This is a genomic window from Escherichia sp. MOD1-EC7011, assembly GCF_002965005.1.
GTDB lineage: Bacteria > Pseudomonadota > Gammaproteobacteria > Enterobacterales > Enterobacteriaceae > Escherichia > Escherichia ruysiae.
In genome coordinates, this window is sequence record NZ_PTRD01000022.1 from 47857 (window position 1) to 60331 (window position 12475).

The window sequence follows — 12475 nt, forward strand, 5'->3', positions numbered from 1 at the left end:
TTCATCCCTTTACACGCAGTCATCGCAGTTTACTGCACCGTTTGCTGATTGTCCTTGCGCAATCAGCGGGAAAAATATTCAGGTGACCGGTTTCACAAATATAAAAAATGAACAATTAACTCTCTTGCTTATTTAGTGACAACTATTCATGATTTTGTGAAACCGGTTTCTTACTTCCGTTTCAGCATCGGCTTTTTCCCGTCACGTCGACTGATAACAACTACCTCTACCCTACTGATAACAGGATAAAATCCGATGGCCAAAAATTATGCGGCGCTGGCGCGCTCGGTGATAGCGGCACTGGGCGGCGTTGATAACATCTCGGCGGTCACGCACTGTATGACGCGTTTGCGCTTTGTTATTAAAGATGATGCGCTTATCGACAGCCCGACGTTGAAAAACATCTCCGGCGTACTCGGCGTGGTACGTAGTGACAACCAGTGTCAGGTGATTATCGGCAATACCGTTTCACAAGCCTTTCAGGAAATCGTCAGCCTGCTGCCGGGAGATATGCAACCCGCCCTGCCCGTGGGTAAACTCAAGCTCACGCTACGTCGCATTGGTGCAGGGATCCTTGATGCGCTGATCGGCACTATGTCACCGCTGATCCCGGCGATTATCGGCGGATCGATGGTCAAACTGCTGGCGATGATCCTCGAGATGAGCGGTGTGCTGACAAAAGGATCGCCGACCTTAACCATTCTGAATGTGATTGGTGACGGTGCTTTCTTCTTCCTGCCGCTAATGGTCGCGGCATCTGCCGCCATCAAATTTAAAACCAATATGTCGCTGGCGATTGCCATCGCGGGTGTACTGGTACATCCGAGTTTCATTGAGCTGATGGCGAAAGCGGCTCAGGGTGAACATGTTGAATTTGCCCTGATTCCGGTCACGGCGGTGAAATACACCTACACGGTGATCCCGGCGCTGGTGATGACCTGGTGCCTGTCATATATCGAACGCTGGGTGGACAGCATTACACCGGCAGTGACGAAAAACTTCCTCAAGCCGATGCTGATTGTGTTGATTGCCGCACCGCTGGCAATCCTGCTGATTGGCCCGATTGGTATCTGGATCGGTAGCGCCATTTCGGCGCTGGTTTACACTATTCATGGTTATCTGGGCTGGCTTTCAGTCGCCATTATGGGCGCGCTGTGGCCGCTGCTGGTAATGACCGGGATGCACCGCGTCTTTACGCCAACCATCATTCAGACCATTGCCGAAACCGGCAAAGAAGGGATGGTCATGCCGTCAGAGATCGGCGCTAACCTGTCGCTGGGCGGTTCATCGCTGGCGGTGGCGTGGAAAACGAAAAACCCGGAACTGCGCCAGACGGCACTGGCTGCGGCGGCATCAGCCATTATGGCGGGGATTTCCGAACCGGCGTTATACGGCGTGGCGATCCGCCTGAAACGTCCGCTTATCGCCAGTCTTATCAGCGGTTTTATTTGCGGTGCGGTTGCCGGTATGGCGGGGCTTGCCAGCCACTCAATGGCAGCGCCGGGGCTATTTACCAGCGTGCAGTTCTTCGATCCGGCGAATCCAATGAGCATCGTCTGGGTGTTCGCGGTCATGGCGCTGGCGGTCGTGCTGTCGTTTATCCTCACACTGTTGCTCGGCTTTGAGGATATTCCTGTGGAGGAAGCGGCCGCCGAGGCACGAAAACATCAGAGCGCACAACCGGCCGTCGCCAAAGAAGTAAGTCTTAATTGAGGATGAAAATGTCAGTATTTCCGCAAGGTTTTTTATGGGGCGGCGCGCTTGCCGCCAACCAGTCTGAAGGTGCGTACCGTGAAGGTGGCAAAGGGCTGACCACGGTCGATATGATCCCACACGGCGAGCATCGAATGGCGGTGAAACTGGGGCTGGAAAAACGTTTTCAGTTGCGCGATGACGAGTTTTACCCCAGCCATGAGGCGACGGATTTTTATCATCGGTATAAAGAAGATATCGCCCTGATGGCAGAGATGGGATTCAAGGTTTTCCGTACCTCGATTGCCTGGAGCCGCCTCTTCCCGCAGGGCGATGAGCTGACGCCCAACCAGCAGGGCATTGCTTTTTATCGTTCTGTCTTTGAAGAGTGTAAAAAGTACGGTATCGAACCGCTGGTCACGTTGTGTCACTTCGATGTGCCGATGCATCTGGTGACGGAATATGGCTCCTGGCGTAACCGCAAGCTGGTGGAGTTTTTCACTCGCTACGCCCAAACCTGCTTTGAAGCATTTGATAGTCTGGTGAAATACTGGCTAACCTTCAATGAAATCAACATTATGTTGCATAGCCCGTTCTCCGGCGCGGGTCTGGTGTTTGAAGAAGGGGAAAATCAGGATCAGGTGAAATATCAGGCCGCACACCACCAGCTGATTGCCAGTGCATTAGCCACCAAAATCGCCCATGAGGTTAACCCGCAAAATCAGGTGGGCTGTATGCTGGCGGGCGGCAACTTCTACCCTTATAGCTGCAAGCCGGAAGATATCTGGGCGGCGCTGGAGAAAGATCGGGAAAACCTGTTTTTTATCGATGTGCAGGCGCGGGGCGCGTATCCGGCTTACTCTGCCCGCGTATTCCGCGAAAAAGGGGTAACCATCGACAAAGCGCCTGGCGATGATGAAATCCTGAAAAACACCGTCGATTTTGTCTCTTTCAGCTATTACGCCTCGCGCTGCGCCTCGGCGGAGATGAACGCCAACAACAGCAGTGCGGCGAACGTGGTGAAATCGCTGCGTAACCCGTATCTGCAAGTGAGCGACTGGGGCTGGGGTATTGATCCACTCGGTCTGCGTATCACCATGAACATGATGTACGACCGTTATCAGAAGCCACTGTTTCTGGTGGAAAACGGCCTCGGCGCAAAAGATGAATTTGCTGCCAATGGTGAGATTAACGATGACTATCGCATCAGCTATTTACGCGAACATATCCGAGCAATGGGCGAAGCGATTGCAGACGGCATTCCGCTGATGGGCTACACCACCTGGGGCTGTATTGATTTAGTTTCCGCCTCAACGGGTGAAATGAGCAAGCGCTACGGTTTTGTCTTTGTTGACCGTGACGACGCAGGCAACGGTACGCTGACGCGCACGCGTAAGAAATCGTTCTGGTGGTATAAAAAAGTGATTGCCAGTAATGGGGAAGATTTAGAGTAAGTAACCGTGCCGGATGCGGCGTGAACGCCTTATCCGGCCTACATGTCGCACGAACTTTGTAGGCTCGATAAGCGCAGCGCATCGGGCAATTTAGCGTTTGCCATCAGTTCTGATTCACCCCATCAAGCATATCCCCCGTTATCAAACAACGCTGCGTCAGCGCCAAATCTTCCGTTTGCGGGTCGCGTCCAGCGATGGGTTTGAGAACGAGTTTACGGTTGGGAGTATAAGTAAAACGCGTGAGTGCGGGATAGCTTAACTTGCCAAACCAGCCATGAACACGCTGCCATTTGGCCTCTTTTACCTGATACAAACTGGTTAGCCAGTAACCGGAATCAAACTGCATATCCAGCAGCTGCGTGTGACCATTGCCTTGCAAATCCAGCAAATCATCAACGCCAGTTTTGCTTACGGTGTAGAATCCCCAGGGTTCAAAGACACAGGGACGACCTTCGCGTGTGAACGTCAACAGGATTAAATGTGCATAAGGAGCCAGACCATTACCGGCACTGGGTAATCAGATAACCAGATCCTGAATGCCGTTACGATCAAGATCGGCGCGATAGAGTTGCCCTTTGCCCGCTATGTTTGCCAGCATACCCACAGGCACTGTCCAGGATTTACCGGCGCGGTCTTTTGCGGTTAATTGCCAGTCATCCTCTTCATTTGGCATCTTCTCAAGCGTTACGCCAGCAACGCCCACTTTTCTAAAATGCCAGTTTTGATCGGTAAAATAAGGCATGGTCAGGAGAGGTTTCAGCGCCCACTTTTGTGCGTATTCGCTGTCACTCATCGGCAGATATTCGGTAAAGCTGGTGGCCTGCGCAGGAAGCACTAAGCTCAATAAAAAAGCGCACATCCCTGTCCTGGTTTTCAATTCCCTGAATTCCTTAATGAAGAACTACTCTTCTTCCACCGCTAACTGCGCGAAGCCGCCATTCCCTTCCCAGCCTTCCAGTCGTTGATAAACGGTTTCTACCGCATCTTTAATCGGTTGGGTCATCGGATAGTAAAAGCCGACGATATCCGGCTGGATACCAAGGAAAATCACTTCGCCAATGTCTTCTTTTAACTGGTCGATAAGGTAATTCAACGGCATGTTATGGGTAGTCATCATAAACATCTCGGCGATGTCATCCGGGTCGATGATGCGGATCTCGCCGGGGTTTAGCCCCATATCCGTGGCGTCGACAATCAGTAACCGCGTAGGGCGCAGTTCACGGATGGCGACAATGTCGTTTTCCGGTGCGCTACCGCCGTCAATCACCACCCAATTACCTTTCGGCGCGGCGGCGCACTTTTCCGCCAGCAGCGGGCCTGCGCCATCATCGCCCATCATGCTATTGCCAACACAGAGTAAAACGTCAGTCACGCAATCTCCTCACCATCAAATAGATGGCGTTTTCCTGATGAATATCATGCAGCATACTTAACAGCATTGTACTCCATTCCTTCTGCTGCGAAGTTTGCGCTGCCCGGGCTTTATCGAATGCGTTGGCCAGCATCGGCACATGGTTAATGTCGATGACGATCTCACCATATTTCGGCACGCCTTCCATTTTGCGGCGGGCTTCGCTGCCCGCCTCCAGAGTGGCAATCCATGCCAGATATTCATCCCACGGGCAGGTGAGCGCCGCTTCCAGACAATCGATAACCCCAAGGTGGTGACCAATCGCCAGGCTGTAATAGACCACCTGCTGCGCCTCGGCGGGCGTGGCATCGTTCTCATCAATAAATTTACGGCTCAGTTGACTGAACACCACCTTTTCACTCATCGGATACGCGCCTCTTCAACAACATGATTCAGATGGCTGACAATCTCGTTCAGACGCGGATCGTTTTCCGCTTCCAGCCAGCGAGCAACCTGCTCTTCGCCCTGCCCTAATTGCGTAAGGAAGTCATCGGCAATCTGGCGACCGTAGCGGTAACCCGCCAGGCGACGCGCTTCGCGATCCACTTTCACGCGCAGCGGCTGCACCATATCCGGATGCAGAATCTCTGCCGGTTGCTCATCCAGTTCGCCTGGCTCACGGGCATGGATTTTCTGCTCCAGCAGGCCGAGCGCCATTGCAAAGCCGTACAGCGTGGCGGCAGGCGTTGGCGGGCAACCAGGGATGTAAACATCCACCGGGACGATTTTATCCGTACCGCCCCACACGCAGTAGAGATCGTGGAAAATGCCACCGCTGTTACCGCAGGCACCGTAAGAGATACAGATTTTAGGGTTCGGCGCGGACTGCCACGCACGTAGCGCAGGGGATCGCATTGCACGGGTGACCGCGCCGGTAAACAGTAAAATATCCGCATGACGCGGGGACGGAACAACTTTAATACCGAAGCGTTCTGCATCGAACAGCGGCGAAAGCGTGGCGAAAATTTCAATTTCGCAGCCGTTGCAGCCACCGCAGTCCACGCGGTAAACGTAGGCAGAACGTTTGATTTTTTTCAGTAACGACGCCTTCATGCTGGCGATGGATTCATCCACCGTCATCGGAACCGGAATGCCGTTGGCGTCACGGGGGCCTAATAAATTGCTCATCAGATGACCTCTTTCATATGGCGAGTCAGTTCAATACGGTCGGACGGCACCAGGCATTTCTGGCGCTTACATTCCGGGCAAGTCTCAAAGCTTTCGCGGTGGTTTTCCGCGCGGCTGTCACCATTGTGCTTAAGCAGCGCAATGGCGTAGTCGATCTCTTTCTGTACGGCGAAAGGACGATTGCAGACGCGGCAGTTGCACAGCGCGAAGCGGGACTGTTGCAGGAAGTCTTCTTTCTTCCACACCGCCAGTTCGTACTCTTGCGACAGTTTGATTGCCGCCGTCGGGCAGACTTCTTCGCAGCGTCCACAGAAGATGCAGCGCCCAAGATTGAACTGCCACGCCAGCTCACCGGTGGTGAGGTCGGTTTCAACCGTTAAGGCGTTTGACGGGCAGGCATTGACGCAGGCCGCGCAGCCGATGCACTGCTGCGGGTTCTGCTCTGGCTTACCACGGAAGTTTTTATCAACCGCAATCGGCTCCAGCGGATAAGACGAGGTCGCCGTGCCGGTTTTGATAACTTTTTTGATAAAGGTAAACATGGCGATTCCTTATTTCAGCGGCGAGTTTTTACGCTCAATGCTGTAACGCTCGAGTTCTTTGTACGGCACCACTTTGCTCTTCTTCTTACGCACATCGACCACGGTCATGCGGTCGGTACAGGAGTAGCAAGGGTCGAGGCTACCGATAATCAGCGGCGCATCAGAAACGGTGTTGCCGCGCAACATGTAGCGCAGGGTCGGCCAGTTCGCGTAGGTCGCGGCACGACAGCGCCAGCGGTACAGCTTCTGGTTATCGCCGGTCATGCTCCAGTGGATATCATCGCCACGTGGCGCTTCGGCAAAGCCCAGCGCAAAACGGTGTGGAATGTAGGTGAATCCTTCCACCGCCAGCGGGCCGCCTGGCAGATTGTCCAGGCCGTAGTCGATCATATTGAGCGAGGTAAAGACTTCGTTGATACGCACTTTCAGACGCGAAATAACGTCGCAGCCCTGCTCGCTGTGAACTTCCATCGGCAGCAGGCCATAACCGACAAACGGGTGATCAGCACGGGTATCACGAGCGTGGCCGCTGGCGCGCACCATCGGGCCAACGTTACTGAAATCGCGGGCGATTTCCGGATCCAGACGACCAATGCCGACGGTGCGCTGTTCCATATTTGGCGTACTCAGCAGCACATCCACCAGCTCCTGTACTTCACGACGCATTTGCTGCGCCAGTTGACGGGTCTGGATCATGTCATCTTTCAGCAGATCGCGACGAATCCCGCCGATCAGGTTCAGACCGTAAGTTTTACGCGCCCCGGTGAGGATCTCCGCCATTTTCATGGAAGATTCACGCACGCGGAAGAACTGCATAAAGCCGGAGTCAAAGCCGGTAAAGTGACAGGCGAGGCCGAGGTTGAGCAGATGCGAGTGCAGGCGTTCCACCTCCAGCAGAATGGCGCGGATCATCTGCGCGCGTTCTGGCACCTGAATACCCATCGCGTTTTCCACCGACGTGGTGTAGGCGGTGCTGTGAGCAAAGCCGCAGATCCCGCACACACGGTCAGAGAGGAAGGTCACTTCGTTGTAACCCATACGGGTTTCCGCCAGTTTTTCCATGCCGCGATGGACGTAGAACAGGCGGTAGTCGGCGTCGATAATATTTTCGCCATCGACGAACAGACGGAAGTGACCCGGTTCGTCAGAAGTGACATGCAGCGGACCAATCGGCACAACGTTGTTTTTCTTGTCGCCCAGTTCGTTGATGAACTCGTAGGTTTCAGCATCGGTGGTCGGTGCCGGACGCTGACGATAATCCATGCTGTCTTTACGCAGCGGATAAAGTTCATCCGGCCAGTCATCCGGCAGCACCAGACGACGTTCATCCGGCAGACCAACCGGAATCAAACCGTACATATCGCGCACTTCACGCTCGCCCCACACCGCCGCCGGAACGCGCGGCGTCACGGACGGATATTCCGGTTTGTTGGCGTCAACTTCGACGCGAACCGTGATCCAGCACTTCGTGCCCTTCTCCATCGACAGCACATAGTAAACGGCATAATGACCATTCAGTTTGCGTTCGTCGTTACCAAACAGTACCGACAGCCAGCCACCCTGTTTGTAGTAGAGGAACTCCACCACTTCCGGCAGATAGTTCACCTTTACGGTCACGGTCAGCTGATCTTTGGTCTGCCAGGCGTGATCCAGCACGACGCCCGGAAATGCCTCATTCAGCGCGGCGAGATAATGTTGACCTAATTTTTCTTCAGACATGCTCATACTCTCTTTAATCACGCCGCCAGCAAGGAGACGAACGCTAAAAATGCAAAGCCAAACCCAGCCCAGGTAATGCGCGGAGTAATATCAAGACGCAGACGGGCCATGCTGTTTTCGAACAGCGCGATAACCAGGACGCCGACCACCAGTTTGACGATGGCAATCACCAGCGCCAGCAGCAGCCCACCAGCGGTGAAGGTTTCCATTTGTCCCCACGGAATAAACACCCCGACGAACATCTGCAACACCACCAGCTGTTTCAGGCTGATACCCCATTTCATGACGCCAAAGCCGCTGCCGCTGTATTCAGAGAGTGGGCCTTCCTGCAACTCCTGCTCGGCTTCCGCCAGGTCGAATGGCAGTTTGCCCATTTCGATAAAAGTAGCGAACGCACAGGCACAAAGCGCCAGTACCAGCGGAATGCTCTGGCTCAGAGGCCAGTGGTAAACGGTGTCGGTGATGTTGCTGATGTTGGTGGAACCGGCAACCTGCGCCGCGACCCACAGGCCGAGCAACAACATCGGCTCGACCAGCACACCGAGCATCGCTTCACGGCTCGCGCCGATAGCGGTAAACGGGCTACCGGTATCCAGACCGGAAATGGCAAAGAAGAAACGCGCGATGGCGAAGAGATACAGTAAGGTGATCAAATCGCCCAGTTGCGGCAGCGGAGAACCGACGGTCACCACCGGCAGCGCGGTAGCGATAGTCAGCATGACGCCCACCATCACGTATGGCGTCAGGCGGAACACCCAGCCGGAGGCATCCGGGCCAACACTCTGACGCCCCAGCAGTTTGATAATGTCGCGATACTCCTGCAACACGCCCGGCCCGCGACGGTTATGCAAGCGGGCGCGCGCCACGCGGGTTATACCGGAGAGCAGCGGCGCAACGGCAAATAACACCAGCGCCTGAATTAACGGATATAAAACACTCATTCTCAGGCTCCTCGTGAAACAATAATCACCACCAGCACCGCCAGTTCAACCAGCGCCATCCGGCGGAACAGCAACGCACTCCCCTCGCTCTGCCAGCCCGGCACCAGCGACACTGGATTCAGCACTTTGCGCAGTTTCAGCACCGGCGCAAACGCCTGTTTCACCGGCATGGCAAAACCATGAGCAGTAATCACCATTGATTTTTCATGGTCGTAGCCGCACACCCATGCCGCGCCACGGGAACGCGACGGCAGACGGTCGCCTTTGCAAATCGCCATAATAATGAATGGCAGCAGCGGGCAGGCAATCAGCAGCAACGTGATCATTGGTTGAGAAACGGTGGTGTTAGCAGGCTCCAGCGGCAGAGGTACAGCTGCTGACAGCATCGGCAGCAGCCACGGCGCAGCAACACCGCCAATTACGCAGCAAATCGCCAGTGCCACTACGCTGACGCTCATCAGGAGCGGCGCACAGGTGGCGTTTTCGGCTTCTTTGGTACGTGGCGCACCGAGGAACGTGACGCCATAGACTTTCGCCATACACATCACCGCCAGCGCACCGGTAATTGCCAGACCCACTGCGAGCAGCGGCCCCAGCAGACGGGCAACGAACGTTCCGCTATTGCTCAGTTTGAAGAAGGATTGATAGATAACCCATTCACCGGCAAAACCGTTCAACGGCGGCAGCGCAGCCATTGCCATCAGCCCGACTAACATGGCGATGGAGATAACCGGCATTTTCTTGCCAATGCCGCCGAGTTTTTCGATATCGCGATGACCAGTACGGAACCAGACGCTACCCGCCCCAAGGAACAGTACGCTTTTGAACAGGCTATGATTAAGCAGATGGTACAGGCCACCGACCAGGCCAAGAGCAATCAGCGCCGGTTGTTCGAGCGCGATACCCGTTACGCCAGCCCCCAGCCCCAGCAGGATGATGCCGATATTTTCCAGTGTGTGGTAAGCCAGCAGACGCTGGATGTTGTGCTCCATCAGCGCATACAAACCACCGACGAACGCGGTGATCATGCCGAGCACCAGCAGCGCAATTCCCCACCACAGCGGCGCGTTACCGCCCAGCAGAGACAGGGTTAAAATGCCCAGCAGGCCGATTTTCATTACCACCGTGGAAAACAGCGCGGCAGCAGGCGCAGAAGCGTTAGCATGAGCCTGCGGCACCCAGCCGTGCAGCGGGATAATCCCGGCCAGCAGGCCAAAGCCAATCACGCCGAGCAGCCAGATATCGGAACCGAGCGGCAGCTGTTGCACGCGCATATCCAGCAGGCGCAGATCCAGCGTGCCGTAACGTTGCCAGACCAGCCAGCAGGCAATCGCCAGCAGCAGAGTGCCAAGACGCCCCAGCGCAAACCACAGTTTGCCCTCTTTGCTGTTGCTGGTGAGAAACACCGCGCACAGAGCCATGATTTCGGCCATTACCACGAACATGCCCAGGTTGCTGGCGATAACGGCGCACACGGCGGCAGCCATCAGCATATTGATCTGCAAGCCGTTGCATTTCACCTGCGCGTGGCGATGCCAGTCAATGTTGTAGAGGCTGACAAACAGGCCGCACAGGCCGAGGGTTATCAACCAAATCGCGTTAAGCGGAGAGATTTGCACATCGTAGCTTACCAGTGACAGCGTACCGCTCACGCCGACCGCCCCCGTCAGCACGGTGAAACCTGCTGCTGCTGTGTACACGCTACCAACCGCGCCGCCAATCCCGGCTATCCAGCCACTCAGCGCCTTATGAAAAGAAAAGAGAAATGCCAGAACAGCGGCGGCAACAAACCACGCCACGCCGCTGTTGATCAGGGAAATTGCGCTCATTTAGCCTCTCCACTTTGAGCCTGCTGAAACAAGGTGAGATCGCCAAAGTCCGTATTAAAAGTCAGCTCACGCTTACGTTTGCTGACGCGGGCGATATCGGTGTTATCCACCAGATGCAGGGCTTTGGTTGGGCACATCCGCACGCAAGCTGGACCTTGTTCATCAAAGCTACAAAGATCACATTTGACGGCGATCGCGCGAATGCCCGGCACCCAGTCAAGCAATGTGCTGACACGCACCGGAGCAGGCGGTGCCGGTGGCGCTTTCGGGGTATTGGCATTTGCCGGAATATCCAGCGGACGGCTGCCGGAAAATTCAATTGCGCCAAACGGGCAGGCGATGCCGCAAAGTTTGCAGCTTACGCACAGACTTTCATTCAACTGCACGGCACCATCAACGCGGGTGATGGCATTAACCGGGCAGACCACCGCACAGGGCGCATCTTCACAGTGGTGACAGAGCTGCGGTGCAGATTCTTTTTCATTTAGCATCACTCGCAGGCGCGGCATGGATTGCAGGCCGTGCTGGCGATGCGTCTCTGAACAGGCGGCCTCACAGGTGTGGCAGCCGATACAGAGCGTGGAGTCAGCAATTACAAAACGATTCACCAGGCATTCCTCAGGTGATTGTCATTTTTGACGAAAACATGCCGATGAAATGTCATTTTCGACACTCATCGACACGCCCATCCCCAAACAGGCATGACGCCTGCAAAACGGGCAAAGCCTCAGCTCATGCTGCCGAGCTTTGTCCCTCTACCAGTTGGCTTAAATTCACCGGGGTATTGTTTTCAATGGCGGTGTATAAGCTGTCGTAAACGCCGGCGATTTTTTCGAGATAGTGTTCCAGCACTTGTTCGCGATTACGGATGTTGACCTTGCCATCAATCATGCCGTCACTGCTCAACTGAGCCAGTGCAATCCGCTGTTTGTCTTCGCCATCTTTCGTTTCGACGTAATACTCGATGGTATGGCTGTTAAAGCCATCCGCCAGGGTGACGTAAATGCGAAAATGTTCAAAAAGAACGAAACAGAGTTCTTTATCTGGCGCGCAGCTCATCGCGTGATGCAAACGCGCTTTTGATAACGTGATCCCCTGAACCAGCGAATTGCAATAGATATGCCACTGGTCCTGTAGGCGACGATGCCGCTGTGCGATGTAATCGGCTTTCTCGCTTATTTCCCAAATAGTCATTGTCAGGTTACCCGTTTAACAGAGATGCCTGCCCTTAAGCATTTTTTGTGCCAATTTTTAATTCATTGTTATTTAGGTGATTTTTATGATTCCGCTGAATTTCGACGCCGTGTCGACGTGTCATTTCGACATCATCGACATTATTCACCGCAGGGATAGTCAACACTGGCACAATTATTGCTTATAGCTGGCAATAGTTAATGGGAGGCGATATGCACGAAATAACCCTCTGCCAACGGGCACTGGAATTGATTGAACAACAGGCCGCAAAGCACGGTGCAAAACGCGTAACTGGGGTCTGGCTCAAAATTGGCGCATTTTCTTGTGTCGAAACCAGCTCTCTTGCCTTTTGTTTTGATCTGGTTTGCCGTGGCAGCGTGGCGGAAGGTTGTAAACTGCACCTCGAAGAACAAGAGGCCGAATGCTGGTGTGAAACATGCCAACAGTATGTGACGCTACTGACCCAGCGCGTCCGCCGCTGCCCACAGTGTCATGGCGACATGCTGCGCATTGTGGCAGACGACGGTTTACAGATTCGGCGGATAGAAATAGACCAGGAGTGAGC

12 protein-coding genes and 1 pseudogene are annotated in these 12475 nt (G+C 54.5%); 3 read left to right on the forward strand and 10 right to left on the reverse strand.

Translation table 11 applies throughout. The features are described from left to right. The first annotated feature begins 255 nt into the window (after positions 1 to 255). Both ascF and ascB read left to right on the forward strand, forming a co-directional pair. Positions 256 to 1713 (forward strand): PTS cellobiose/arbutin/salicin transporter subunit IIBC, encoded by a 1458-nt coding sequence (ascF, locus tag A7098_RS10780; RefSeq protein WP_105280776.1) that lies wholly within the window; start codon positions 256 to 258, stop codon positions 1711 to 1713. 8 nt (positions 1714 to 1721) lie between these two features. Next, the gene (ascB, locus tag A7098_RS10785) at positions 1722 to 3146 is read left to right on the forward strand and encodes a 6-phospho-beta-glucosidase AscB (RefSeq protein ID WP_105280808.1); all 1425 of its coding nucleotides are present in this window, start codon (positions 1722 to 1724) and stop codon (positions 3144 to 3146) included. A gap of 103 nt (positions 3147 to 3249) precedes the next feature. On the opposite strand, the pseudogene A7098_RS10790 reads toward ascB, so the two are convergent. From A7098_RS10790 to hycA, 10 genes and pseudogenes are all read right to left on the reverse strand, one after another. Further along, positions 3250 to 4005 (reverse strand): annotated as a pseudogene (locus A7098_RS10790) (hypothetical protein). Between the two features lie 42 nt (positions 4006 to 4047). Further along, a complete protein-coding gene (hycI, locus tag A7098_RS10795) occupies positions 4048 to 4518 on the reverse strand; it encodes a hydrogenase maturation peptidase HycI (protein ID WP_000132961.1) in 471 nt (156 codons plus the stop codon). Next, entirely contained in the window at positions 4511 to 4921 is a 411-nt protein-coding gene (gene hycH / locus A7098_RS10800) for a formate hydrogenlyase assembly protein HycH (protein WP_001291918.1), read from the reverse strand. Before hycH ends, hycI begins: the two co-directional genes overlap by 8 nt. Further along, on the reverse strand, positions 4918 to 5685 hold the full coding sequence (hycG, locus tag A7098_RS10805) for a formate hydrogenlyase subunit HycG (RefSeq protein WP_105280777.1): 768 nt from the start codon (positions 5683 to 5685) through the stop codon (positions 4918 to 4920). The genes hycH and hycG overlap by 4 nt, the downstream gene beginning before the upstream one ends. Further along, positions 5685 to 6227, reverse strand: coding sequence for a formate hydrogenlyase subunit HycF (gene hycF, locus A7098_RS10810; RefSeq protein ID WP_105280778.1), 543 nt, complete (start codon positions 6225 to 6227; stop codon positions 5685 to 5687). The genes hycG and hycF overlap by 1 nt, the downstream gene beginning before the upstream one ends. Positions 6228 to 6236: 9 nt before the next feature. Next, the gene (hycE, locus tag A7098_RS10815; RefSeq protein ID WP_001288118.1) at positions 6237 to 7946 is read right to left on the reverse strand and encodes a formate hydrogenlyase subunit HycE; all 1710 of its coding nucleotides are present in this window, start codon (positions 7944 to 7946) and stop codon (positions 6237 to 6239) included. A gap of 17 nt (positions 7947 to 7963) precedes the next feature. Next, a complete protein-coding gene (gene hycD, locus A7098_RS10820) occupies positions 7964 to 8887 on the reverse strand; it encodes a formate hydrogenlyase subunit HycD (RefSeq protein WP_000115224.1) in 924 nt (307 codons plus the stop codon). Positions 8888 to 8889: 2 nt separating this feature from the next. After that, the gene (gene hycC / locus A7098_RS10825) at positions 8890 to 10716 is read right to left on the reverse strand and encodes a formate hydrogenlyase subunit 3 (RefSeq protein ID WP_105280779.1); all 1827 of its coding nucleotides are present in this window, start codon (positions 10714 to 10716) and stop codon (positions 8890 to 8892) included. Further along, positions 10713 to 11324 (reverse strand): formate hydrogenlyase subunit HycB, encoded by a 612-nt coding sequence (gene hycB, locus A7098_RS10830; RefSeq protein WP_105280780.1) that lies wholly within the window; start codon positions 11322 to 11324, stop codon positions 10713 to 10715. Before hycB ends, hycC begins: the two co-directional genes overlap by 4 nt. A 124-nt stretch (positions 11325 to 11448) precedes the next feature. Next, positions 11449 to 11910 (reverse strand): formate hydrogenlyase regulator HycA, encoded by a 462-nt coding sequence (hycA, locus tag A7098_RS10835; protein ID WP_000158052.1) that lies wholly within the window; start codon positions 11908 to 11910, stop codon positions 11449 to 11451. Positions 11911 to 12122: 212 nt separating this feature from the next. On the opposite strand from hycA, the gene hypA reads away from it, so the two are divergent. Further along, on the forward strand, positions 12123 to 12473 hold the full coding sequence (gene hypA / locus A7098_RS10840) for a hydrogenase maturation nickel metallochaperone HypA (RefSeq protein WP_001516945.1): 351 nt from the start codon (positions 12123 to 12125) through the stop codon (positions 12471 to 12473). Positions 12474 to 12475: the final 2 nt, after the last annotated feature.